25 protein-coding genes are annotated in these 25,276 nt (G+C 55.4%); 15 read left to right on the forward strand and 10 right to left on the reverse strand.

The genetic code is table 11. From position 1 onward, the window contains the following. Window positions 1-63: 63 nt before the first annotated feature. Entirely contained in the window at window positions 64-2,079 is a 2,016-nt protein-coding gene (locus tag MIH18_RS20085) for a hypothetical protein (RefSeq protein ID WP_249013318.1), read from the reverse strand. 270 nt (window positions 2,080-2,349) lie between these two features. On the opposite strand from MIH18_RS20085, the gene prfB reads away from it, so the two are divergent. The 3 genes from prfB to ung all read left to right on the forward strand — a co-directional run bounded on the left by prfB (window position 2,350) and on the right by ung (window position 5,759). After that, a protein-coding gene (gene prfB, locus MIH18_RS20090; protein WP_349292874.1) for a peptide chain release factor 2 occupies window positions 2,350-3,445 on the forward strand; the annotation gives its coding sequence in 2 pieces (ribosomal slippage) (window positions 2,350-2,421 and window positions 2,423-3,445; 1,095 coding nt in all). Between the two features lie 58 nt (window positions 3,446-3,503). Next, window positions 3,504-5,048, forward strand: a complete 1,545-nt coding sequence (gene lysS / locus MIH18_RS20095) for a lysine--tRNA ligase (RefSeq protein WP_249005548.1) — start codon at window positions 3,504-3,506, stop codon at window positions 5,046-5,048. A 3-nt stretch (window positions 5,049-5,051) separates the two neighbouring features. Continuing rightward, a complete protein-coding gene (gene ung, locus MIH18_RS20100) occupies window positions 5,052-5,759 on the forward strand; it encodes a uracil-DNA glycosylase (RefSeq protein WP_249005547.1) in 708 nt (235 codons plus the stop codon). Between the two features lie 367 nt (window positions 5,760-6,126). On the opposite strand, the gene MIH18_RS20105 is transcribed toward ung, so the two are convergent. The 9 genes from MIH18_RS20105 to nadB all read right to left on the reverse strand — a co-directional run bounded on the left by MIH18_RS20105 (window position 6,127) and on the right by nadB (window position 14,520). After that, window positions 6,127-6,741, reverse strand: a complete 615-nt coding sequence (locus MIH18_RS20105) for a DUF2931 family protein (protein ID WP_249005546.1) — start codon at window positions 6,739-6,741, stop codon at window positions 6,127-6,129. A 26-nt stretch (window positions 6,742-6,767) separates the two neighbouring features. Further along, window positions 6,768-7,358 carry a DUF2235 domain-containing protein gene (locus MIH18_RS20110; RefSeq protein ID WP_249013319.1) on the reverse strand — a complete coding sequence of 197 codons (591 nt, stop codon included), beginning with the start codon at window positions 7,356-7,358 and terminating at the stop codon, window positions 6,768-6,770. After that, window positions 7,352-7,963 (reverse strand): DUF2931 family protein, encoded by a 612-nt coding sequence (locus tag MIH18_RS20115; protein ID WP_249013320.1) that lies wholly within the window; start codon window positions 7,961-7,963, stop codon window positions 7,352-7,354. Before MIH18_RS20115 ends, MIH18_RS20110 begins: the two co-directional genes overlap by 7 nt. Beyond that, on the reverse strand, window positions 7,960-9,822 hold the full coding sequence (locus MIH18_RS20120) for a DUF2235 domain-containing protein (protein WP_249013321.1): 1,863 nt from the start codon (window positions 9,820-9,822) through the stop codon (window positions 7,960-7,962). Before MIH18_RS20120 ends, MIH18_RS20115 begins: the two co-directional genes overlap by 4 nt. 289 nt (window positions 9,823-10,111) lie before the next feature. Next, on the reverse strand, window positions 10,112-10,939 hold the full coding sequence (locus MIH18_RS20125; protein ID WP_249005542.1) for an HDOD domain-containing protein: 828 nt from the start codon (window positions 10,937-10,939) through the stop codon (window positions 10,112-10,114). 121 nt (window positions 10,940-11,060) lie between these two features. Then, window positions 11,061-12,113, reverse strand: a complete 1,053-nt coding sequence (locus tag MIH18_RS20130) for a folate-binding protein (protein ID WP_249005541.1) — start codon at window positions 12,111-12,113, stop codon at window positions 11,061-11,063. Between the two features lie 31 nt (window positions 12,114-12,144). After that, a complete protein-coding gene (locus tag MIH18_RS20135; protein ID WP_249005540.1) occupies window positions 12,145-12,603 on the reverse strand; it encodes a hypothetical protein in 459 nt (152 codons plus the stop codon). Further along, window positions 12,587-12,859 carry a succinate dehydrogenase assembly factor 2 gene (locus MIH18_RS20140; protein WP_249005539.1) on the reverse strand — a complete coding sequence of 91 codons (273 nt, stop codon included), beginning with the start codon at window positions 12,857-12,859 and terminating at the stop codon, window positions 12,587-12,589. Before MIH18_RS20140 ends, MIH18_RS20135 begins: the two co-directional genes overlap by 17 nt. 56 nt (window positions 12,860-12,915) lie before the next feature. Continuing rightward, complete coding sequence (gene nadB / locus MIH18_RS20145) at window positions 12,916-14,520, reverse strand: L-aspartate oxidase (RefSeq protein WP_249005538.1); 1,605 nt, start codon at window positions 14,518-14,520, stop codon at window positions 12,916-12,918. 141 nt (window positions 14,521-14,661) lie between these two features. Between nadB and rpoE the strand changes: the two genes are divergently transcribed. The 12 genes from rpoE to pdxJ all read left to right on the forward strand — a co-directional run bounded on the left by rpoE (window position 14,662) and on the right by pdxJ (window position 25,274). Further along, a complete protein-coding gene (gene rpoE / locus MIH18_RS20150) occupies window positions 14,662-15,348 on the forward strand; it encodes an RNA polymerase sigma factor RpoE (protein WP_283164120.1) in 687 nt (228 codons plus the stop codon). Between the two features lie 11 nt (window positions 15,349-15,359). Then, a complete protein-coding gene (locus tag MIH18_RS20155; RefSeq protein ID WP_249005537.1) occupies window positions 15,360-15,929 on the forward strand; it encodes a sigma-E factor negative regulatory protein in 570 nt (189 codons plus the stop codon). Window positions 15,930-15,959: 30 nt separating this feature from the next. Beyond that, the gene (locus tag MIH18_RS20160; RefSeq protein ID WP_249009013.1) at window positions 15,960-17,015 is read left to right on the forward strand and encodes a MucB/RseB C-terminal domain-containing protein; all 1,056 of its coding nucleotides are present in this window, start codon (window positions 15,960-15,962) and stop codon (window positions 17,013-17,015) included. Then, window positions 17,012-17,461, forward strand: a complete 450-nt coding sequence (locus MIH18_RS20165) for a SoxR reducing system RseC family protein (RefSeq protein ID WP_249005536.1) — start codon at window positions 17,012-17,014, stop codon at window positions 17,459-17,461. Before MIH18_RS20160 ends, MIH18_RS20165 begins: the two co-directional genes overlap by 4 nt. A 111-nt stretch (window positions 17,462-17,572) precedes the next feature. Next, on the forward strand, window positions 17,573-19,045 hold the full coding sequence (locus MIH18_RS20170; protein WP_283164057.1) for a DegQ family serine endoprotease: 1,473 nt from the start codon (window positions 17,573-17,575) through the stop codon (window positions 19,043-19,045). A gap of 131 nt (window positions 19,046-19,176) precedes the next feature. After that, entirely contained in the window at window positions 19,177-20,979 is a 1,803-nt protein-coding gene (lepA, locus tag MIH18_RS20175; RefSeq protein ID WP_249005535.1) for a translation elongation factor 4, read from the forward strand. Between the two features lie 41 nt (window positions 20,980-21,020). Continuing rightward, complete coding sequence (gene lepB / locus MIH18_RS20180; protein ID WP_249005534.1) at window positions 21,021-21,800, forward strand: signal peptidase I; 780 nt, start codon at window positions 21,021-21,023, stop codon at window positions 21,798-21,800. A 26-nt stretch (window positions 21,801-21,826) separates the two neighbouring features. Beyond that, window positions 21,827-22,213: a DUF4845 domain-containing protein gene (locus tag MIH18_RS20185; protein WP_249009011.1), complete on the forward strand. Its 387-nt coding sequence runs from the start codon at window positions 21,827-21,829 to the stop codon at window positions 22,211-22,213. Continuing rightward, on the forward strand, window positions 22,210-22,899 hold the full coding sequence (gene rnc / locus MIH18_RS20190) for a ribonuclease III (protein WP_249005533.1): 690 nt from the start codon (window positions 22,210-22,212) through the stop codon (window positions 22,897-22,899). Before MIH18_RS20185 ends, rnc begins: the two co-directional genes overlap by 4 nt. After that, entirely contained in the window at window positions 22,899-23,816 is a 918-nt protein-coding gene (gene era, locus MIH18_RS20195) for a GTPase Era (RefSeq protein WP_249013322.1), read from the forward strand. Before rnc ends, era begins: the two co-directional genes overlap by 1 nt. Before the next feature lie 7 nt (window positions 23,817-23,823). Continuing rightward, window positions 23,824-24,543 (forward strand): DNA repair protein RecO, encoded by a 720-nt coding sequence (gene recO, locus MIH18_RS20200; RefSeq protein ID WP_249005531.1) that lies wholly within the window; start codon window positions 23,824-23,826, stop codon window positions 24,541-24,543. Further along, complete coding sequence (pdxJ, locus tag MIH18_RS20205; protein ID WP_249005530.1) at window positions 24,540-25,274, forward strand: pyridoxine 5'-phosphate synthase; 735 nt, start codon at window positions 24,540-24,542, stop codon at window positions 25,272-25,274. Before recO ends, pdxJ begins: the two co-directional genes overlap by 4 nt. Window positions 25,275-25,276 lie beyond the last annotated feature (2 nt).

Below are 25,276 nucleotides of genomic sequence, written 5' to 3' on the forward strand. Positions count from 1 at the left end.
CGAATAACGGGCCGCTAAGGCCCGTTGTGTTTTCCTGATTCGCGTTAGTCAGAGTTGTCGCAATCAGCGCCGGCGCTGAAAATACACGCTCAGTTGCTGGCCTAGCAGACTCTGAACGTGACTGCCTAAGGCTTCCTCGCGAATCTGCTGCTGTACCGGGCCGGTGGCCAGGCTGTGACCGTCTTCGTCGCGGGCCTTGACCAGCTTCCACTGCACTTCGTTACTGACCATGGCCAGCACAGATTTCAGTTGCTGTTCGCTCTGTGGCCGGAACCAGCGGTCGTGACAACCGCCCAGACTGTAGAAATTTTCATCTTGCAGCAGGCTCTGCCAAACGTCGCCTAAGCGATTATTCAACACCATGCGCCGCAGTTGCTGCAACGTATTACGGCGGGGCTCTAAATTGTGCTCGCTGATAAGCCGGCGTATCTGCTTGTCGCCACGGGTTTGCTCGGCCATATCGGTGTGCAGATGGACGACTGCGCCAGAGGCGGCAACCTGGTCCACCAGGTTGGCCAGCGACAGGTCAGCCATTGCTGGCGAGGGCAAGCGGCCTATTTCGACCCAGTGCACCTGATGGCCGTCGGCAATAAAGCGCTGCGCCAACGACCATGGCCAGAACACAATGTTATCAATATTTGTCGCCTCGGCCATGGCGCTGCCGCGGGCTACATTCGCCAAGGATTCGTCCACCGCGATGACTTCCACATCGCTTAAATAACGCGCCAACTCTAGCGCTCGTTGGCCGCTCTGGCAGCCGCACACCATCAGCCGCAATGTGGCCGGCAGCTGCTCGACAGGCAGGCCTAATTCGTTGGCCATCAGCGCTCGGAGGCTGGTTTCAGTGTTGTTGTTGAGCTCTGTCCAGGCCGGCCAGGCTTGGGGTGTGTCGTCGCGATCCAGATGCAGCTCGTCCGCTTTCTCTGCAAAATCCTGTTTCACGGCTTCTTCCCAGGCACGGTCGTAATAACTTGCGGCCATCAGTGGTTGCATCGCCAACGGCCAATCCACCAGATTCCAATGCCCCAGCGCGGCGGCAAAATCCTGATGGAACAGAGCGCCGTAAAGCGCGCTGATAATGATCGAGCCGGCCAGAGCCTCCGGGCTGTCTCCCTGATTGAATTGTGCTCGCAGATTGGTGTTTAGGGTCGCTGCCAGTTGCTGTTCATCTTCTTCGGTGGCCAGCGCGTAACCGGTTCGTTCGGCGTAGCGACCCAGCCCGAGTGCGAGCTGTTGCAGCCCATCCTCTAGCTCGCCACTGTCGGCAATGTGCTTTACCAGCTGGTGTCTCAATGAGGTGATCAGTGATTCCACAGCAGGGTCGGGCAGAAGGATCTGGTTTAACGCCAGAAGCAGCAGCTCGTCGCTGGCTGCAACGGCCAGCTCATCCATTGCGCCGGTTGTATCTGGTGCTGTTGTGTCTGTTGAATAGTGCTGGCGTAGTATCTCACAGACAAAGCGTCCAATTTTCTGGTGCGCCAGGTGGCTCTGGTTGAGCAAGGTAATGGCGTCTACACGCAGCAGCGGATCAGCGTTATGAACGCTAAGGTGGCTGGCACACTCCAGCATCGCACTGTAAACCCTGGTGCTGGCGTGGCCGCTGTGAATCAACGTGCGGTAATGTAGATAGGCGACATCAAATTGATTCTGAAGCCGTTTTGCATGGGCTATGCCACTAAATGCGGAAGCAGATTGCCGTTCGTGCTGCAACGCCTGGGAAAAATACTGCTCGGCCTGAGCCGGGCGCTCAACTTTCAGCGCCCAGTAACCCAGGTTGATGTATTGCTGTGCTTGGTCGGGGTGCAGTTTCAGGCTGGTGTTAAACAAGGTGTGGGCTTTTTGCAGATTGCCGTCGTCCATCTCCACTCTGCCCATCAAACCTTGCGCCTGGGCATTTTCGGGTGCCCGCATTAACAGGCTTTGCAGCTGTTCACGGCATTCGATACGCGCGGCCACGCGCTGAGCGTAGGCTGTGTCGCTTTGGTTAGAGCGGCTATAAGTCTCATTGGCCAGCAGCAGCAGCCGGGCTGTTTCGGTTTGGTGAGCGGGATTGTGACGGGCTTCGGACTGTGCGTGCATGGGGCACCTCGTGTTCGCATAAAAAGCGGCAAAACCCTGCAGTTTTGCCGGCATTTAACTGTGTGTTGATGAGGAACTTGCGAAACTTGTGCCAGTTTTTGCGAAACCCTTGCCAATTCGGCGCTGAATCAGTGGGTCAGGCAGAAGGGTGTGTGCCAAGCGCAAAAAAGCACGCTGTGTGTGGCTTTGTGGCGGCTGATTTAACGGCAGATTTCCGGTAGAATCATGCCACTGTTTTAATCATCACTTGCCAGAGCGAGTCCGCATTTCATGGAAATCAATCCCATTGTTATGAAGATCAAAGAACTTCGTGAGCGCACTGAAGCGCTCAGGGGGTATCTTTGACTACGACCAGCGCAGCGAACGTCTGACCGAAGTAGAGCGCGAACTGGAAATGCCCAGCGTTTGGGAAGATCCCGAACGGGCGCAAGCTTTGGGCAAAGAGCGCTCTGATCTGGAACTGATCGTGTCCACCATTGACCGGCTAACCAGCGGCCTGACCGATGCCGACGGTCTGCTTGAAATGGCCGTTGAAGAAGACGACGAAGCCACGGTTGCCGACATCGAAAACGATCTTGCCGAGCTGGATGCAAAGTTGGAAAAGCTCGAATTCCGTCGTATGTTTTCCGGTGAAATGGACGCCAACAACGCCTATATGGACATTCAGGCCGGCTCTGGCGGCACCGAAGCCCAAGATTGGGGCAATATGCTGCTGCGTATGTATCTGCGCTGGGCGGAGCGCCGTGGTTTTAAGGCCGAGATTGTTGAACTGCAGGAAGGCGAAGTGGCGGGTATAAAGAGCGCCACACTTCATATTCAGGGCGAGTACGCCTTCGGCTGGTTACGCACCGAAACCGGCGTGCATCGTTTAGTACGGAAGTCGCCGTTTGATTCCGGCAACCGTCGGCACACCTCATTTTCATCGGTGTTTGTGGCACCTGAGGTAGACGACAGCTTTGTGATTGAAATCAATCCGGCGGACTTGCGGGTGGATGTGTATCGCGCGTCCGGTGCTGGCGGCCAGCACGTTAACCGCACCGAGTCGGCCGTGCGCCTGACCCACAACCCGACCGGCATTGTTGTAGCCTGCCAGGCCGGTCGTAGCCAGCATCAAAATAAAGATCAGGCCATGAAACAGCTGAAAGCCAAATTGTTCGAACACGAAATGCAGGCCCGTAACGCCGAGAAGCAAAAGCTGGAAGATTCCAAGTCTGATATTGGCTGGGGCAGTCAGATCCGCTCTTACGTGCTGGATGACAGCCGTATCAAGGATTTGCGCACCAAGGTAGAAACCAGCAATACCCAAGCAGTATTGGACGGCGATATCGACAAGTTTATTGAAGCCAGCCTGAAAATGGCGCTCTGATTCAGCGCCGCTCTTTTATGATCCGGACTAACCCGATTCCTATTCCCAGTGAGCCAAAATGACTGAACAAATGCACAATGCCCAGCCCGATGCCCAGCCTGATGAGAACAAGCTGATTGCCGAGCGCCGCGCCAAACTGGCGGATATTCGCGAGCAGGGCAATGCGTTTCCCAACGATTTTCGCAGAGACAGTACCGCCGCCGAGCTGCTGGAAAAATACGCGGATTATAGCAAGCAGCAGTTGGAAGACATGGCGATTCCTGTGGCCATTGCCGGCCGCATGATGCTGGATCGCAAGGCATTTAAGGTAGTTCAGGACGTGACTGGCCGAATTCAGGTGTACGCCTCCAAAGACGTGCAAAAGGCCACAAAGCACTGGGATCTGGGGGACATTATCGGGGTTCGCGGCATATTGGCGCGCTCGGGCAAGGGCGACCTTTACGTCACTATGGATGATTACCTGCTGCTGACAAAATCGTTGCGCCCGCTGCCGGAAAAACACAAAGGCCTGACCGATACCGAGTCCCGCTATCGTCATCGCTATGTGGATTTGATGGTCAACGAAGACAGCCGTCGAGTATTCCTGGCGCGTTCAAAAATCATTACCGTCATGCGCCAGTTTTTTGCCGATCGTGACTTCATGGAAGTTGAGACCCCCATGTTGCAGGTGATTCCCGGTGGCGCTGCCGCACGGCCGTTTATGACCCATCACAATGCATTGGGTATTGATATGTACTTGCGCATTGCCCCGGAGCTGTACCTGAAACGCCTGGTGGTGGGCGGTTTTGAAAGAGTATTCGAAATCAACCGTAACTTCCGTAACGAGGGGCTTTCTACCCGTCACAATCCGGAATTTACCATGGTCGAATTTTACCAGGCCTACGCCGACTACAACGACCTGATGGATCTGACCGAAAACATGCTGCGCAGCATTGCCGAGCAGGTTTTAGGCTCCAGCCTGGTGGTGAATACGGCGGTTGACGCCGACGGTAACGAAAGCAGCATTGAATACGACTTTGGTAAAACGTTTGATCGGCTGACCGTTGTTGACGCTATTGTGCGCTACAACGAAAACGTCAGCGCCGAACAACTGGCGGACGAAACCTTTGCGCGGCAGATGGCGAAAGACCTGGGCGTTAAAGTGAAGGACAGCTGGGGCCTTGGTAAAGTGCACATCGAAATTTTCGAGGAAACCGCCGAGCACCGCCTGATGCAGCCCACGTTCATTACCGAGTACCCGAAAGAAGTGTCACCGTTGGCCCGCTGCAAAGACAGCAATCCGTTTGTTACCGAGCGTTTCGAATTCTTTGTCGGTGGCCGCGAAATTGCTAACGGCTTCTCTGAGTTGAATGACGCTGAAGACCAGGCCGAGCGTTTCCGCGCCCAGGTGGCGGAAAAAGACGCAGGCGACGACGAAGCCATGTTCTATGATGAAGATTACATAATGGCGCTGGAATACGGCCTGCCTCCCACCGCGGGTGAGGGCATTGGTATCGACCGTTTAGCCATGTTGCTGACCAACTCCGCCTCTATCCGCGACGTTATCCTGTTTCCGGCCATGCGCCCGGAACACAAAGCGGACAGCAAAAAGAGCGAAGGCTAAGCGATGACGCCGCTACAGGGGCTGGCGCAGCAACTGCTGCCGGGCCGCGGCTGGTCGGAACAGCTGGCAGAAGAGTTCAGGCAGCCGTACATGGCGTCTTTGGCGCAGTTTTTAGCCGCAGAGGAAGCGGCGGGTAAGAACATTTACCCACCGGTGCACCAGGTATTTAACGCGCTGAACAGTACGCCGTTGGGACAGGTGAAAGTGGTGATTCTGGGGCAGGATCCCTACCATGGGCCGGGCCAGGCCCACGGTTTGAGCTTTTCGGTGTTGCCCGGTACTCGTACACCGCCATCGCTGGTGAATATGTTTAAAGAGATTCGCAGTGACCTTGGCATACAGCCGTCAGCGCACGGGTGTTTGCAGGCCTGGGCCGACCAGGGCGTATTGCTACTGAACAGCGTCTTAACCGTCGAGCAGGGCCGTGCTGGTGCGCATCAAGGTATGGGCTGGGAAGAATTTACCAACTCTGTGATCTCAGCAGTCAATGAGCAGGCCCAGGGAGTGGTGTTTATGCTTTGGGGCAGTTACGCCCACAAAAAGGGTCGCGGTATTGATCATCAAAAACATCGGGTGCTGGAAGCGCCGCATCCATCACCCCTGAGCGCCTATCGCGGTTTTTTTGGTTGCCAACATTTTTCCCGGGCCAATCAATGGCTGGGTGACAAGGGTCTTGGCGCTATTGACTGGGCGCTTCCCCAGCGCTCGTGATTTTTCTCTTTTTGGCTTTGTGAAACGGCCAGCGCCTGAGCGCCACCTCAGATGACCAAATGCCTTTTCTACTTGGTGCAAATATTGAAGATGGGCTGGAGATATTTGATCTCTCCACTGACGAGCATAATAGGACGATGCTCGCTTGCAATCTGTTGCTGGCTGTCATCGCATTGGGAGGTCGAAACCGACAGAGGTGTGATGACAAAAGACCTAATCGGGCACAGGCAGAATCTGATTGATGAAAAACGCTTCATTGGTAGCCGGCAGCTGCACGCAATCACATACTCAAATAAGCCTCCCGTACTTTCTCTTCACTGAGCAACTCACTATTAGAGCTCTCCCGTGATTCGTTGGCCTATGATCTTCACCAACGGTCAAGCTGAAGGCCGTGCTGATTGAGATAGTCGCCATGCTCTTTCAGGTATTCATCAACCCATATTGAGTAGTCGTTTTTCTCATCGTCAAAAGGCACCGCCTTATAACGCGCTACTTCGATGGCGGTCTCACCCCAATTCATAATCCATAGGACAACCGTGCCCCCGGGGGCGAGCCCCAGAACCAGCGTGTCACGTGGCATGTTGACGGTCTTGCCTTTTCTCTGAACCGGAGCAGGTTGCTCCATACGCTCACGCAAGGCTTCCGGGTCGGGTATGTGGATAAGTCTGGCGTAAGACTGCTGTTCGGCAAGTGAAAACCAACTGATGTAAATATAGTCGGGCATGGGTTCCAGCTCGGGACCGTTACTCAACCCCGGACTATTCCAACAGCAAGTGGTGATGCCTACTGGCCACCACCAGGCTCGCTCGCCGGACGCCTCCAATTCCAGAGATTTTCCCCAGACATCGTAGTGCCGGGGCGCGATGACCTGGAGCTGATACGTTACAGGGCGATCCCATTTGGGAGTGCTCGCTATGGAGCAGCCGCCCGACAACGCACTCATAAAGAGTATCGTTGCAAACATCACGAACCTCTTCATCATTTGAGCCCCCTGTTTGGATGGATGTTTCACACGCCACCGGGTGCGGGTTTGAATGGAAAAAGTGGTCCGGCGGTCTGATAATGGGCCGAGTGGTGAATGTAGCGTTGGCGAAGTAAGGCTTCTTCTTTGGGCATTAATTGCAGTGGATGACCTTCGTTGATGTGATGGGTGATCTGGGTGGCGATGGGTTTCAGTTCGTCGGGCAGGGCATATTCCTCCAAGGCAGGGTTCAATGTGTCAAACGGCACACCCGCATCTTTCGCCAACCGATACATTTGCCGCAGGGCTACACGGGAATATTTGGCTTGTACTCGCCGGTCCAGCCAGAGTTGGAACTGCAATTCGACTTCGCTTTCTTTTAGCCTCCGCCGGTAGGCTTCTTCAACCGTTAACGTGGCTTCAGGGTTATTTGGCCCCAGCCAACCTTGATCAATCAACTGCCTGCGCTCCATCAGTACTGTTGCGTACTCATAGCTTTCTCTGGGGTGGCGGCCGAGGAACTTACGGGACTGGACTACTTTAATGTGTTCGTGGAAATTTTCGGGGTAGCCACCGCCAATGTCGGAGTGCGCCCCGGGCAGCACCCACGCGCGCCGGTAGAAAACCATCTTTACCATCGGTCAAGCTGAAGGCCGTGCTCCTTGAGATAGGAGCCATTATCCGATAAATAGCGTTCAGTTCTCTTCTCATAATACTCAGGGTGAGTGTCTATTTTGACTGCTTTATAGCGTCCCACTTCGATGGCGGTTTCACCCCAATTCATAATCCATAGGACGACTGTGCCACCAGGAGCAAGCCCCAGAACCAAGTTGTATCGGGGTAAGTTGTGTAGTTTTCCCCACTTGTATACAGGTGCTGGCTGCTCCATTCGCTCGCGCAAGGCATCCGGGTCAAGGATGTGGATCAGCCGGGTATAGGATTGCTGTTCGGCAAAGGAAAACCACGTTACGTGGATATAATCGGGCATGGGTTCCAGTTCGCCACCGCCTCTCCCCAGATCTTTCCAGCAACAATTGGTGATGCCAACCGGCCACCACCAGGCTCGCTCACCTGTCGCTTCAAACCGTAATCTTTTGACCCAGGCGTCGTAATGACGTGGGACAGCTACTCGAACGCCGTACGTTACAGGGCGATCCCATTTGGGAGTGCTCGCTACGGAGCAGCCGCCCGACAACACACTCATAAAGAGTATCGTTGCAAACATCACGAACCTTTTCATCATTTGAGCCCCCTGTTTGGATGTATGTCCCGCACGCCACCGGGTGCGGGTTTGAATGGAAAAAGTGGTCCGGCGGTCTGATAATGGGCCGAGTGATGAATGTAGCGTTGGCGAAGTAAGGCTTCTTCTTTGGGCATTAATTGCAGTGGATGACCTTCGTTGATGTGACGGGTGATCTGGGCAGCTATAGATTGGAGTTCATCCGGCAAGATGATATCCGGATCGGCAGGGTCTACCGGGTCAAGTGGCACACCCGCATCTTTCGCCAACCGATACATTTGCCGCAGGGCTACACGGGAATACTCGGCCTGTACTCGCCGGTCCAGCCAGAGTTGGAACTGCAATTCGACTTCGCCTTCTTTTAGCCTCCGCCGGTAGGCTTCTTCAACCGTTAACGTGGCTTCAGGGTTATTTGGCCCCAGCCAACCTTGATCAATCAGCTGCCTGCGCTCCATCAGTACTGTTGCGTACTCATAGCTTTCTCTGGGGTGGTGGCCGAGGAACTTACGGGACTGGACTACTTTAATGTGTTCGTGGAAATTTTCGGGGTAGCCACCGCCAATGTCGGAGTGCGCCCCGGGCAGTACCCACTCGTTAAAATGACCCGGCAGGCTGCCATCCGGCCCGCGCAGGCTGTTGAGAGAGAAGTTGTAACGCCATTCGTCCCGGGCGGTCAGGTGTACGGCTCTCTGAGCCGCGTCGGGGGTGATATTTACACGCACGTCACCATTGTTGGCATTGTGAGCTGAAAAGTCGCCACTCCGCACGTCTACAACTGCTGCGACGGTATCAAACAGCCCCAAGAAACGAATGGTGACGTTTTTTGGCCAGGCAATGCCCTGCTCCTGAAATGCTTGGCCCAACGCACCACCAACGCCATCCTGCACTTCGTTCACAAAATGCCGGGCGGTGGCCGCGCCCCGGCTAAAGCCGAAAATATCCAAAACAAGGTTATCTATCCGAGTACCTGCACCCTTATATATTTCGTCGGCTAAGTTCTGGCAGCCCAACATAATCTTGGCTAGAATCCCTCGCTCCCCCATACCGGTGCCCATGGCCCAGGCGTCATCCTCTTTACCGGATTTGGTGCCAACGCCCGAGACATACGCGCGAATACGGTGATTCTCTACGGTGACCGTGTCGGTGGACAAGGGTTGATAGAGCGTGTGGAGCTTTGCCACATTGGTCTCAGCATTAAGATAGCTCCCCTCCATCAGTTGCGAGATTTCAGCGCTGCAGGTTTCCTCACTGATGGCTCCTGCCGCCTGAGCGGTCAGGCATTCATCCACGTTTCGCTCAAAGGCACCGGTGTTACCGATGCTGTTGCCGGTGCCGTCGAAGAACACGCCGGCTTCAACGGTCACTTTGGGACGCAGGTCAGACCGGCCTTCTGAATAGCGCTTCGAAGCTTCGATTTCTTCCGGGGTCGCACCTTCCAGGCCTTCGTCTACCAGTGCGCCTTTGGCTTTGGCCCACTCAACAAAGCCGAAAGGGTCTTTGTTCAGCGCCTGTTCAGCTTCCGGGGTCAGTTGGCCCTGGCTGTTCAAGGCGCCAGCCTTGGCGAAATCCACCACCGGTGCCGTGAAGGTGGCTACGCCTAATAGGACACGGGGTTTGCCGGTGATGATCTGGCCACCGTGGGAGGTAGGGCTGCCCATGTGGGCAAGGGGGCGGCCGTCCAGCAGGGCCAGTGGATAGCCCTGAACGATCACGGCACCGCAGCCGCAGGCATCGCCCACCCGGGCAATGGGTACTCCATCCACGCTTGCGGTCGCGCCGTTCGCAATAATGGGGCTGCTGCCGTGGCCGTGCAGGGGGCAAACGTGGGTGTCGCCAACGCAGGCGACCATGAGGTTGCTCATGAGATATTCCTTCCTTGGGTGAACACCGGTTTTACTCCGAAAACCGGCTTGTCTTAAGACGATAGAAGCCTATACATTTTTTTGTTGAGACACCATCACCAGCCCGAAAAGAAATTCTTTCCGGCCACAAAATGCACCCCTATAACCTTATAGTTGGACGAACTGATAACGTAACGGCCAAACGGATCGTTATTTAGCCGCCTCCGATTTTTTGAATGTACTCAGCTCAGTTCCACGTCCAAAGGTGAGTTGAACTGGCTGAAAATTCATGTTTCCGAATAAACACTAACTATTGCAGCATCGCCATGGCGGCCGCCATCTGGGCGTCCAGGTTTTCATCGTCACTTCCGTCTGGGTCCAGCCCAAGCCGTTCAAACGCGCTAATGGTGCTCCAGTCCATCTGAGCCCAGGGGTGATCGGTCCCGGCAACCCTCTGCAAATTTGCTATCATCACCAGATCGCTGTAATCAGCCTTGGCAGGGCTTCGGTCGAACTGATTATAAAGTAACGGAACATCTTGCAGGTCGGCGGGGAAATCCCAGCGCTTGAGGATAATGGCGCCAATCTGCGGGTGCAGTTCAGCAATGATTTCATCCAGCACAATGCCGCTTATTTGGATGTCATTGTCTTCGATATAGCGCAGTATCGGCAGCATGCCAATCAAGTGCACCATGCCCGCCAAGGTGGCCTGTTCGGGCTTAAGACGTGTGTAATTCTGGGCCAGAACGTGACAAATACCAGCGACTTCTATGCTGGCCTGCCAGGTCGCGCGCATGCGTTTGTCGATCATATCCGAGGTGGCCTGAAACATCTGCTCCATGGCCAGGCCCATGGCCAGGCTGCTGGTGTAGGTCATACCCAGGCGGCTTACCGCCATATTCAGGTTCTCGATCGAGCGATTTCCGCGGAACAACGGGCTGTTACAAACGCGAATAAGGCGCGCAGACAACGCTGTATCGTTGCTGATTACTTTGACCAGATCTATGATTGCCGAGTCTTCAGACTGTGCGATATCACGAACTTTAAGCGCAGCTTCGGGCAGTGTGGGCAGTACCAGCTTGTCGCTGTTGATGGCAGTAATCAGATCGTTCTTGATGGTGTCAGCGATGTTCGACATAGGGTGATCAGATCCGGTTGAGCAATTAAGCGGTTAAGCGATGAAGCGCGGGCCTGTGGCCTGTTGGGTATCCGCATCGTCGATTAGTTTATAGCAAATTCAGCGACGCTTGCCTGTCACATTATGTATCTGCCGTCTTATGCGGCTGTTCGCGTTCCGGCACCGCGTATGGCAGCGGGCACAGCTGTATGTTGGCATCGGCGCTGTCTTCCAGTGTTAGTGGGCCGTTTGCGGCGTCATGGCGAATGACCGCAAGCAAATGATATTGCTGCGGCCCGGTCTGCAAAATATTGACCACTTCGCCCACGTTGCGTTCGCCATTGCTGATAGCGTCGCCAACGGCCGGTTCTGGATCGGCGGTAACGGTCAGCCGGTAAAGGCTCTTTTTCAGCTGCCCGAGAAAGTGCATGCGCGCAATAACTTCTTGGCCGGTGTAACAGCCTTTTTTGAAGTGGACGCCTCCCAAATGTTGCCAGTTCAGCATTTGTGGTACGTAGGCGCCGGCGGTTGCGCTGGTCAACCATGGCACCCCGGCGGCAATTTGTCCGGCTTGCCAGGTAGCCAGGCTGCATTGACGTTTGGTTTGGAGTACATCGGGTAAGGCGCCGTCCGGTGACCAGAGCTCATAGCGCGCAGGGCCTTCGATGGACGGTTCCAGCAAAATAAGATGGCCGTGGCCAGTGGTCAGGGTGTCCCCGGGTTGCCGCAGATCGGTAACTAGCGAAGCCTGGTCACCCGCCACCGCCTGTGCCAGTTCACTGCCAAAGATGCCGATGATTTTGCTGTCATCCAGGCGGGCCATAGTGGTGCCGCGAAACAGCATCAAATATTTGCGCAGCTCGGCCTCAGTGGCATCCGCCAGCTCGCGGCTAAAGTCCATCAGAATATCGTCATCGTGGCGCAACATACGCACTAGGGCGTAGGCCCGGCCTTTGCGATTACTGGCGGCTGCATGCAGGGACTTACCCGCGGTGACTTCGCTCACGTTCTGGCTGAACTGGCCTTGCAAAAATTTCTCGGTGCCAGCCCCGCTGACCGTCAGCATCAGTCGGTCACTCAGCTCTGCCCAGTTGTTTTCTGGCAGTGGTTGCTCTGCTATCCCGTTTGCAATGGAGGGGCCAGTGGAGGGTGCAATTGGGCTGTCAACTGATGGGTAGGTGGTGGTATCACTCATTACAAGCTCCGCAAAACAAATGCAAATGGGGTCAAACGGTGGCGGGTATAGGTTTTTGCCCGAGCCTCAGCCACAGGCGCAAACTGCGCGCATCGTCTGAGGGCAGGTTGCCACGGCCGCCGCTGAGCAGCAATACCGTTGTGTAATAGCGGTTGCTGTGGGCTTGGCGTAATTGCAGAACACTGAAGCGGGCGCCAATGCGGCTGCCAGGGCCCGGATTGACGGCGACCGCCGCGTTGTCGTGGTGTAAGGCCCACAGTTGGCCGTCATGAAGGCGCAATCCAACCACGCAATGTTGCCCTAGCAGCAAGCCATGGCTGCTAACGGCATAAAACGTACCAACGGCAGCTAAAGGAACCATCGCCAGCAACCATACATGGCCATCAGTGGACAGCAAACTCACAAAACCCGCTAGCACCAACCAAGGTAGGGCGGCGATAGCACCCACCAGCCCGGTTGGGCGCAGTCTGATATCAATTCGGCTGGACACGTTTCAGAATAACCTCAACGATGCGCTGCAGGTCCGGGTCGTCAGACTTGTTGCGTTGCATAAACCACTCGAACATGTCGTTGTCTTCACAGGTCAGCAGTTTTTCATAGCGGGCTTGGTCATCTGGGTTCAAATCACAGTATGCCTGTTCCAGAAATGGCACCAGAAGATTGTCTAGCTCTAGCATGCCGCGGCGGCTGTGCCACCATAAGCGCTTGAATTCGGGCGAGTTGGAAGTGACTTGAGTTTCAGACATAACGCATCCTGTCAGTTGTAGGTTTAGTACTACCTGATATCACTCATATTGGGATATCAGGGCGCAGAGGTACGGTAAGTGGTGGGTACCAATACGGTGTCACCGGCTTCTGCCTGCATCGCCGGATAATCCAGGGTGTAGTGAAGCCCACGGCTTTCGTGTCTTTGCAGCGCCGAACAAATAATAAGATCTGCCACGGTAACCAGATTGCGCAGTTCCAGCAAATCGTTGGATACCCGGTAATTACTGTAAAAATCGCCAATTTCCCGAGACAGCAAATCGACTCGGTGCTTGGCACGCTGCAAGCGCTTCGTGGTGCGAACTATGCCGACATAGTCCCACATAAAATGGCGCAGTTCGTCCCAGTTGTGGGAAATGACTACGTCTTCATCAGAATCACGAACCTGGCTTTCATCCCACTCCGGAACGTCTGGCACGGCCGGTATGTCGGCTTCCCGGCGGGTAATGTCTTCCGCGGCAGCGCGGCCATACACCAGGCATTCCAGCAGAGAGTTGCTGGCCATGCGGTTGGCACCGTGCAGGCCGGTAAAAGCGGCTTCGCCGACCACGTAAAGCTGGTTGATATCGGTTCTGGCGCGCTGGTCGCTAATGATGCCGCCGCAGGTGTAATGAGCCGCAGGCACCACTGGAATTGGCTCGCAGGTGATATCAATGCCATAGGTCAGGCAGGTTTCGTAAATGGTTGGGAAGTGATGTTTTATAAAATCTGCCGGCTTGTGGCTGATGTCCAGATATACGTGGTCTACGCCCAGGCGTTTCATCTCGTGATCGATGGCACGGGCAACAATGTCTCTGGGTGCCAGTTCGGCACGACTGTCGAAACGGTCCATAAAGCGGCTGCCATCCGGCAACTTCAAGTGCCCGCCTTCGCCGCGCAGAGCTTCGCTGATCAGAAACGATTTGGCGTGGGGGTGGTACAGGCAGGTAGGGTGAAACTGGTTGAATTCCATATTGGCGACACGGCAGCCAGCACGCCAGGCCATAGCGATGCCGTCACCAGACGCACCGTCTGGGTTGGTGGTGTAGCGGTAGGCCTTGGAGGCCCCGCCGGTGGCGATTACCGTGAAGCGGGCACGAATCAGTTCAACGTGATTGTCATCCAGTTTCAACACGTAGGCGCCCACGCAACGATTGCCTGGCAGCGACAGTTTGCGATTGGTGATCAGGTCTACCGCCACCCGGCCGGACATCAGCGTGATATTTGCCCGTGCTTCGGCCCGGGCCACCAGAGTGGTAGATACCGCCTGCCCGGTGGCATCTGCAGCGTGGATAATGCGGCGATGGCTGTGGCCGCCTTCGCGCGTCAGGTGGAAAGCGGCGTTGTTATCGCGAGTGAAGTCCACGCCGGAATCAACCAGCCAGTCAACGCTGGCTTTGCTGTGCTCTACAGTAAAGCGCACAGCGTCTTTGTGGCAAAGGCCTGCTCCGGCGTCCAGGGTGTCCTGGATGTGGTTTTCAACGGAGTCTTCCCCGTCAAGAACCGCCGCAATTCCGCCCTGGGCCCAAAGCGTGGCGCCACTGCTGATGGCCGCTTTGCTGAGGACGCAGACTTGCAAATGGGGTGGCAGATTCAGAGCCACTGTCAAACCGGCAGCTCCACTGCCGATCACCAGTACATCGAACTCGAAGGATTGTGGCATTGGGTTGGTATCGCAGGCCATAATGTGGGTGTGTATTGAACTAAACTTTGTGCTCGCTGTCCATTTGCCAGAACCGGGAAGTCGCTTTTAAGCGGTCATTTTTCCCGAAGACTCCATTAACGGACGCCAGGCAGCAGCATGATGCATTCCATTCTCAAGCAGGCCGGAACTCAGGCCACCGAACCAGCGAGTGCCGGCAAACCGTCCATGACGTCCAGTATAGATCAGACAGCCCCCGACCAGGGCGACAGCCAGACTGACTTGCAGTTGGTGCGCAAGGTACGCAATGGCGACCGTGCTGCCTTTGATTTGCTAGTGCTGAAATACCAGTCGCGAGTGGCGTCTATCATCAGCCGCTATGTATTCGATAGCCACGAAGTGATGGATCTTACTCAAGAAACTTTCGTTAAAGCCTTTCGCGCTATTGACCGTTTTCGTGGTGACAGCGCATTTTACACTTGGCTTTATCGCATAGCGGTTAATACAGCCAAAAATTATCTGGAAGCGCGCAGTCGGCGCCCTCTGGGTAGCGCAGATTCGGCAGACGCGGAAAACTACGACGATGGCCAGCGCCTGCGAGATATCGCCTCGCCAGAGAAGCTGCTGCAGCGCGACCAGTTGCAGCAGGCGTTGAATAAAGCCATAGACGCACTGCCGGAAGAATTGCGTTCGGCGTTTCTGCTGCGCGAATACGACGGCCTGAGTTACGAAGACATTGCCCGCATATTGGAATGCCCGATTGGCACGGTGCGTTCCCGTATTTTTCGGGCCCGAGATGCGGTTGACCGTCATCTTGGCCCCTTGCTCAACCATTCTGCAAGCAATTGAGGTTGCATCCCATGGATGATCGTCTCAGAGAAACCCTGTCGGCCATGATGGACGACGAAGCAGACGAACTCGCTGTGCGGCGTTTGCTGTCCTTTTCCGATCAGGATGAGGTGCGCGGCCAGTGGCAACGCTGGCAGCACATTCACGACCTGATGCATGGCACGGGCGCCGCAGCCGACTCGGTTTCGCCGGCCGCCGATGTTAGTGCCGGTGTTTGGCAGCGCCTTGACGGCGGGGCGCCTACGTCAGAGCACAATGCGATAAGGGCAACAAGTCGTCAGCGATGGCACTGGCCCGCAGTGGCCATGATAGCGATGGCGCTGGTGGTGGGTTTTGGCGCTGGTTCGGGCTGGCAAAGCGCCGGCGAGCCGGAGCTGATTGCTGCTCCGGCCTCAACGGAGCCAAACGCGGCTGCAACGGTTGCTTCGGTCAGCGAAGTATCGCTGCAGGGCCTGGATGACAGACAGCGGCAGCAGATTCACCGTTATCTACTGGAACACGCCCAGCATAACAGCGTGGGTGCCGGTCGCGGCTCGGTGGGCTATGCGCGTCTGGTCAGCGCCGATGCGGGGGGTTACTAAATCGTGAACGGGCAGGCAGGCTCAGCATGGTTGCGTTTTTTCCTGGCCCTTACGGTTATGGGGTTGTGGATGCCGGCTGCGGCACAGTCGACCGAGGCACAGCCCCAAACGGCCAATAGCGCAGAAGCGGTCAAGTGGTTGCAGCGCCTGGGCCCGGCCATGAACATGACCTCCTACCGGGGAGTGTTTGTGTACGGCCGCGGCCAGCAGGTGCATTCCATGCAAGTGGCTCACCGCTACAACGGCAGTATGGTTGAGGAAAGACTGGTTATTCAGGACGGCGGCAGCGGCGAAATTGTGCGTCGTGACATGGAGGTTGTTTGCGTGTTGCCAGCCCAAGATACTGTCATACTAGATGCTATTATTCCTTCCGGGCCGCTGGCTGATTCGTTTAGTGATCAGCTATTGCCTGCGACGCGCTGGTACCAGGCGCAAATGCTGGGAGAGGGCCGCGTAGCAGGTTACGCCGCTGTAAAAATCGCCTTGACCGCTAATGATCCTTACCGCTATAGCTATCGCTTGTGGCTGGAAAAAGAGACCGGCCTGCTGGTAAAAAGCCAAACCCGTAACGCCGACGACCAGATCCTGGAGCATTTCCAGTTCACCAGTCTTGATATCACCGATGATATTGTCGACAGCGAGCTTCAGATAACAACGGCAGACAAGAATAAGACCAGTACCATGAGCCTTGAACCTTCAAATTCCGTCACCGAGCTGGTGACCCGCTTGCAAGGTTGGTCGCTGGATTGGGTGCCCGCGGGTTTTGAGCCTGCGGCTACGCCGCGATCGGATAAACGCCAGGTGATTGCGTTCAGTGATGGTTTGGCGGCTTTTTCAGTGTTTGTAGAAGACATTGCTAGTTTGGACATGCCGACAGGTGCATCGCGCATTGGTGCTACCACGGTGTATTTGCGGCCGGTGCAGTCAGACGGTCGCCAGGTATTGATCTCGGTGGTCGGCGAGGTGCCTCCGATCACCGCCCGTAAAGTGGCAGAGTCGGTGCGTTTTGACAGCGCTGCGGTTGATAGTGCTAATGTTGATAGCGCCACCGCAAGCCTGATCGAGCATCAGGGCGCGAGCCGATGATCACCGAAAGCGGTCGAGTGGTAGCGGTGTCTGGCAACACCGTCTGGGTGCAAACCATTCGCCAGAGCGCGTGCCAGAGTTGTTCCGCCCGCAGTGGCTGCGGCCAGCGCGTGTTGGCGGCTGCCAGCGGTGGCCGCGCCAATCAAGTGCAGGTTCTGAACAGCCTGCACGCGGGTGTGGGCGACGATGTCACTCTGGGCATTGCGGAACAGGCGCTATTGCAGGCGTCGCTATTGGTGTATGCGTTACCGCTGCTGTTGATGGTCGCTGCGAGCATGGCTGCAAACCAGCTGGTGCCGGGCAGCGACGGCGTAGCTATCTTGGCCGCTGGCCTTGGCTTGGGCGCGGGCTTTTTAGTCGCAAAGCTTTGGCAGCGCCGCATGCCCGGTGATTATCAGCCACACTTAATGAAGGTTAATAAGAACGTCCCTACCCAAGCGTTATAATTTCTTCTAGTGCTCGTATATTGAAATAACGGGAAGTGCCCTCACACACATTTGCTAATACTGTTCGCTGGCCGTTTAGGTCAGCTCGGAACTCATTACGGGAGTTGCTCAATGCCAAAAACACCCTCGGTTGTGGCTGCCAGGCAGTCCACCAATTTCGTTTCTTTGATGTGGGCTGCGTTGCTGGCCACTGTTTTGATGGTACTGGTGGTATGGAGCCAAGCTACCCAAGCCCGTGGCCTGCCTGATTTTACAGAACTGGTGGAAGATAATGCCGGTGCGGTGGTGAATATCAGCACAACCTCGGCAGCGCCGGAAAATACAAGCCGTTTCCAAAATCTGCCTTTTGACGAGCGCCAGCTTGAGCAGATGCCAGAGTTTTTTCAGGATTTTTTTCGTGGTCCTGGCTCCGGTAATCCCCACGGTGGCCGCGCCCAGCCAATCCAGTCTATGGGCTCTGGTTTTATCGTGTCCCGCGATGGCTACGTGCTGACCAACAATCACGTAGTGGAGGGCGCTGACGAAATTATTGTACGCTTGAACGACCGCCGTGAACTGCCCGCGCGCCTTATTGGCACGGATCCGCGCTCGGATATGGCCGTGTTGAAAATTGAAAATGGTGACGACCTGCCTGTCGTTCAGGTGGGCAAATCGAAAGATTTGAAAGTGGGCGAGTGGGTTTTTGCCATCGGTTCACCCTTCGGCTTTGACTATACCGTCACCGCCGGCATCGTCAGCGCTCTTGGCCGCTCCCTGCCAAGCGAAAACTACGTGCCTTTTATTCAGACCGATGTCGCTATTAATCCCGGTAATTCCGGCGGGCCGTTGTTCAACATGGACGGCGATGTGATTGGCATTAACTCCCAGATTTATACCCGTTCCGGAGGTTTTATGGGGGTTTCTTTCGCCATTCCCATCGATGACGCCATGAGCGTGTTCCGCCAGATTCGCGACAATGGCAGCGTATCCCGTGGTTGGTTGGGCGTGCTTATTCAGGAAGTGAACCGTGATCTGGCCGAGAGTTTTGGCTTGAAGCGTCCGCGCGGCGCGCTGGTTGCCGAAGTGCTTGGTGGTTCACCGGCGGAAGCTGCTGGCTTGCAGTCTGGTGATATTGTGCTGGCCTATGACGGCGAAGAATTGCAGCTGTCAGCTGAGTTGCCGCCGATGGTAGGGCGCACGCCGATTGGTGAGTCAGCGCGTTTGACGGTACTGCGTGGCGGCAACGAAATGGCTATTGATGTTAAAATTGGTCAGCTTCCGGATGAGCGTGACGCCCAGGCGCAGAGCCCCGTAGTCCCGGGCGATAGTGCTTCGTCGCTATTCGGCCTGAGCGTTGAGCCGCTGCCGGCTAGCATGACCAATGCCCAGGGCATCATTGCCGGCGTATTAGTCGCGGATGTTCAGGGTGGCGCTGCTTTCGACGCAGGCATACGCCCCAATGACGTGATCACTGAAATCGATCGCAAAGCGGTGACGTCGGTGGCGGACTTCCGCAACATTGCCGGCAATCTGGCCGACGATCGCGCCGTGCCAGTGCGCGTAGTGCGTCAGGGTCGTGCGCTCTATCTGGTTATGAAACCTTAACACCTCCTCAAACCCGGCCGCCGACAGCAATGGCAATGGCGGCCGGTAAACTGTAAAATCTTGCCGTTGCCGGATCCGGCAGCGGCCCTCCTCGGGCTCAATCCTGTGTCTTATACGAGTATTCATTGTCTGTGACTGAACTGAGCCGAATCCGTAACTTTTCTATTATCGCCCACATTGACCATGGCAAATCCACACTCGCAGACCGGTTTATCCAGACTTGCGGTGGCCTGTCCTCCCGTGAAATGGCGGAACAGGTGCTTGACTCCATGGATATTGAGCGTGAACGCGGTATTACTATCAAAGCGCAGTGCGTGACGCTGAATTACACCGCTCGTGACGGCCAGGTTTACAAACTCAACTTTATTGATACGCCAGGGCACGTAGACTTTTCCTACGAAGTGTCGCGTTCACTCTACGCGTGCGAAGGCGCGCTGCTGGTGGTGGATGCCGGGCAGGGCGTTGAAGCTCAGTCGGTGGCCAACTGCTATACCGCCATTGAGCAGGGTCTGGAAGTGGTGCCGGTGCTAAATAAGATGGACTTGCCGCAGGCAGAACCGGAGCGGGTAGCCGCCGAAATCGAAGACATCATTGGCATAGACGCCAGCAGCGCCGTGCGCTGCTCGGCAAAGAGCGGCATGGGTGTGGAAGACGTTCTGGAAGATCTGATCCAGAAAATTCCACCGCCAACAGGTGATCGTTCGGCGCCGCTGCAGGCACTGATTATCGACTCTTGGTTTGATAATTATCTGGGCGTTGTGTCGCTGGTGCGCGTGACCCAGGGCGTGCTGAGAAAGGGCGAAAAAATTGTTATTAAGTCGACGGGCAAGGCTTGGAATGCGGACAAAGTGGGTATTTTTAACCCAAAGCCTTACGACACCAACATTCTGGAAGCCGGTGATGTAGGTTTTGTGGTTGCCGGGATCAAAGCTATTCACGGTGCGCCGGTGGGCGATACCATCGTGCATCACAAATTTGCCGACGAAACCTCCAGGCTGCCGGGTTTTAAAAAAATTCAGCCGCAGGTATACGCCGGTCTATTTCCGGTCAGCTCCGACGATTACAACGATTTCCGTGATGCTTTGGATAAACTGACGCTGAATGACGCGTCCTTGTTTTTCGAGCCGGAAAGCTCCGACGCATTGGGCTTTGGTTTTCGCTGTGGTTTCCTGGGCATGCTGCACATGGAAATTATTCAGGAGCGGCTAGAGCGTGAATACGATATTGACCTGGTCACTACTGCGCCCACGGTTATCTATGAAGTGCTCACTAAGCTGGGTGAGACATTATCGGTAGACAGCCCCTCAAAGTTGCCGGATATTGGCTCAATTGAGGAAATGCGTGAGCCCATTGTGCAAGCCAACATTTTGGTGCCGCAAGAGCATTTGGGAAATGTGATTGCCCTGTGCGAGCAAAAACGCGGCGTACAAAAAAGTATGCACTTCACCACCAGGCAGGTGCAGCTCACCTATGAGCTGCCCATGGCCGAAGTGGTTCTCGACTTTTTCGACCGGTTAAAGTCCGTCAGCCGAGGCTTCGCTTCACTGGATTACCACTTCATTCGGTTTCAGGCGGCCAATCTTGTGCGCCTGGACGTGCTGATCAACGGTGAGCGGGTGGATGCTCTGGCCTTGATTGTTCACCGTGAACTGGCGAATCACAAAGGCCGTCAACTGGTGGAAAAAATGAAAGAGCTGATTCCGCGGCAGATGTTTGATATTGCCATTCAGGCGGCGATCGGCAACCAGGTAGTGTCACGAGTGACGGTGAAAGCCTTGCGTAAGAACGTGACCGCTAAATGTTACGGCGGCGATGTCAGTCGCAAAAAGAAACTGCTGCAAAAGCAGAAAGACGGTAAAAAACGCATGAAGCAAGTGGGTAATGTGGAAGTGCCCCAAGACGCGTTTCTAGCGGTATTGAAAATCGACAACTAGAAAATCGACAAAAATTAGGCATCTGATAAGTAGGCATCTGAATGGATATTAATTTTCCGCTGATCTTGGTCATTCTGACCTTTGCAACGGGTTTGGTCTGGTTCACTGACAAGCTGTTTTTACGCTCGCGCCGTGCCGCCAAAGCGAGTGCCGTGGCCTCAGACGAAGACTCGTCCGCAAAAGAGCCTTATCTGGTCGAGCTGAGCCGTTCGTTTTTCCCGGTATTGGCCATTGTGTTGGTTCTGCGTTCGTTTTTGGTAGAGCCATTCCAGATTCCCTCCGGCTCTATGCTGCCTACCCTGGAGGTGGGCGATTTCATTCTGGTAAACAAGTTTGCTTACGGCCTTCGGCTGCCGGTTCTGGGCTCAAAAGTGGTCAGCATCGACGATCCGGACCGCGGCGATGTGATGGTATTCCGCTACCCTGAAGACCGCAAAACCAATTACATAAAGCGAGTGATTGGTTTGCCCGGTGATCAGATTCGCTACCGCGATAAAACTCTGTTCATAAACGGTGAAAAAGTAGAATCGGAATTTGTGGCGCGTCTGCCGCCCAACGAATACAGGCGCGAACAGCTAGGAGGGGTAGAACACGATATTTTTCTGACCACGGGCCGTCTGGGTACCGGCGGTGAAGGCGAATGGCAAGTGCCCGAAGGCCACTATTTTGTAATGGGTGACAACCGTGACAACAGTAATGACAGCCGCTACTGGGGCACGGTCCCAGACGACCTTGTTGTCGGCAAGGCCTTTGCTATCTGGATGCACTGGGAGTCGCTGGTCAGTTTGCCATCGTTTGGCCGGGTGGGTGGCATAGAATAATGGAAAACCTAATGAGAATGCAGGGGATGAACAGCAACGGGTCAGATATGAACAGGCAGCGCGGCGCATCCGGGTTGGTCATGCTGGTTATGGTTCTGTTTTTTGGCAGTCTGCTGACCCTTTTGTTAAAACTTGGGCCAGCGTACATGGATGATTACACCATTCAGGAAGCACTCGAAGGCCTGAGCGATACCAAAGGATTGTCAGAAATGGGGCCGGCGGAAGTGCGTTCACACATTAATAAGCGCTTGAGTGTGAACAATGTTCGCACTCTTAGCTCCGAGAGTATTACCGTTAACAAAGACGGTGACCGGGTACTGATTGTGGTGGACTATGAAGTGCGCTCGCCGGTAATTAGTAACATAGATGCCGTGATGCACTTCAAGCACGCCTACGATATGAGTAGCCAATGAGCGTCCAGCCCGACCTTGAGCCCTTGCAGCGACGTATCGGTTATCAGTTCAAATCCCAGGAACGTTTGCTGCTGGCTCTGACCCACCGCAGTTTTGGCAATCAGAACAATGAACGCCTTGAGTTTCTGGGTGACTCCATTGTAAACATGGTGATCGCCGAGCATTTGTTCAGGCGCTTTCCCAAAGCCCGTGAAGGGCAGCTAAGCCGCTTGCGGGCGCGCATGGTCAAGGGCGTAACTCTGGCGGAGATTGGGCGGGAGTTTGATTTAGGCTCCTATCTGCGCTTGGGTTCAGGTGAGCTAAAAAGTGGCGGCTTTCGTCGTGAATCCATACTGGCAGATGCGGTAGAGTCCATCATCGGCGCTATCTATCTGGACAGTGATTTTGTTACCTGTCAGGCTCAGATATTGCGTTGGTTTGATTTGCGCCTGCAGAATCTGGACTTACAGGATACCCAGAAAGACCCGAAAACCCGCCTGCAGGAATATCTTCAGTCGCGCCAGTTTCCGCTGCCGATTTATGACGTTCTGTCGGTTGACGGTGAAGCCCACAATCAGACATTTCACATATCCTGCGCGCTGTCCTCATTGGGGCGCAAAACCACCGGCAGCGGCAACAGTCGCCGCATAGCCGAACAGCAAGCCGCCCGTAATGCCCTGAAAGAACTGGGTGTGGAGAACGATTGATGACGGATACAACCCGCCCGCAAGACCCTGACAGCCGTTGTGGCTTTGTGGCCATCGTAGGGCGCCCCAATGTGGGCAAGTCTACCCTGATGAATCACATACTGGGCCAGAAGCTCAGTATTACCTCGCGCAAGCCGCAAACCACCCGTCACCAGGTTCTGGGTATAAAAACCATTGGCCCGGTGCAGGCTGTGTATGTTGACACACCGGGTATGCATGAAGAACAACCACGGGCGATAAACCGATACATGAACAAGGCAGCTACCTCGGCCTTGAAAGGTGTCGACGTGGTGGTATTTGTGGTTGACCAGTTGGCCTGGACCACCGCCGATGAACTGGTGCTGGAGAAGCTTTCCAGCTTGAAATGCCCGGTGATTCTGGCGATCAACAAGGTCGATAAATTGGAAAAGCGGGAAACCCTGCTACCGCATCTGGACATGCTGTCGCGCAAGCGCGATTTCGCCGAAATGATCCCGGTCTCGGCCCTGCGCGAGACGAATCTAGTACCGCTGGAAGACTGTGTCGGCCGCTTCCTGCCGCAGAGCGTACATTTCTATCCGGACGACCAGATTACCGACCGCAGCGAGCGCTTTATGGCCTCGGAAATGGTGCGTGAGAAAATCACCCGCCAGCTAGGTGCCGAGTTGCCCTATTCGGTGGCGGTGGAAATAGAAGAGTTTAAGCACGATGGTAAAACTCTGCACATATCAGCCGTGATACTGGTTGAACGTGAAGGCCAGAAGAAAATCATCATTGGTGATAAGGGCGACCGCCTGCGCAGTATTGGCCAGAATGCCCGGATCGATATGGAGCGGATGTTCGACAACAAAGTCATGTTGCGGCTTTGGGTGAAGGTCAAACGCGGTTGGGCCGACAGTGAACGGGCGTTGAAAAGCCTGGGCATGAACGACTTCTGAGTCTGCCATGAGGGGCAAGGTGATTCAGGAACCGGGCTATGTGATCCATCGCCGGCCTTGGCGTGAAAGCAGCTTGCAGGTAGATGTGTTCACTCTGAATTATGGCCGCATTGACTTGATTGCTCGCGGCGCCAGCACCAGCAAAAGCCCGCTCAAAGCCCAGTTGCAACCTTTCCAGCCGCTATTGCTGGATTGGGTTGGCCGCGGGGACCTGAAAACCCTGACCCAGGTAGACGTTCGCCCAGCGCCGGTTCTGGCGCAATCGCAAGCGTTGTTCAGCGGTTTTTATCTTAATGAATTGCTGCAGCGCGTTCTCCCCGCAGCTGACCCCTATCCGTTGTTATTTGCTGCCTATCTTGATGCCATGGCCGAACTGGCCGCTGCTGCTGAGCTGGAACCAGTGCTGCGGCGTTTCGAGCGCAGTCTGGCGCTGGCCCTGGGGTACGATTTTGCCTGGGACCTGGCGACCGATAGCGGTGCGCCGGTGCAATCAGGCTGGTTTTACGGATATCATCCGCAGCAGGGTATTGTTGAACGCCCGGGTGCCGATGTGCGGGTGAAAAAACTTCCTGGCGATGCGCTGCTTGCGCTGGCCGCCAATGATTACAGTGAAATTGAAGCGCGCCGCATCGCCAAGCGAGTGATGCGTGCGCTGGTAGACTATTTGTTACAGGGGCGACCGTTGCACAGCCGCCAACTTTTTATCCAGTCAGGGGCAGTAAAATGAACTCCAGAGTATTGCTTGGTGTGAATATTGATCACGTGGCCACTTTGCGTCAGGCCCGCGGCACACGGTATCCCGATCCGGTACAGGCCGCATTGCTGGCGGAAGAAGCCGGCGCCGACGGCATAACCATTCACCCGCGGGAAGATCGCCGTCACATTCAAGACCGTGACGTTCTGCTGTTGCGCGATACCTTGCAGACCAAAATGAACCTTGAGATGGCGGTGACTGACGCCATGTTGGATTTTGCCGAACAAATCCGCCCGGCCTGCGTGTGCCTGGTGCCTGAAAAGCGTGAAGAACTGACCACCGAGGGTGGTTTGGACGTCGAGGGCCAGGAAGCTCGCATTGCCAAAGCCTGCGAACGTCTGGCGGCCATAGGTGCGGAAGTATCCCTGTTTATTGACCCGGACAAAACTCAGATTGATGCCGCCGTGCGCTGTGGCGCGCCGGTGATTGAATTGCACACCGGCGAGTACGCCGAGGCCAGCGGCGCGGCTGCGGATGCGGCGTTCAAAGTATTGGTGGAAGCGGTCATCTACGCTCGAAAGAAGGGTTTGGTGGTTAACGCCGGCCATGGTCTGAATTATCACAACACCGAGCGGGTGGCAGCGATTGCCGGGATTAACGAGTTGAATATCGGCCACGCTATTATCTCCCGGGCGGTCTTCACCGGCCTGAAAGAAGCAGTGCGGGATATGAAAGCACTGATTGATAACGCTTGTCAGCGTTAGGA

It is taken from the genome of Marinobacter sp. M3C, assembly GCF_023311895.1.
Lineage (GTDB): Bacteria > Pseudomonadota > Gammaproteobacteria > Pseudomonadales > Oleiphilaceae > Marinobacter.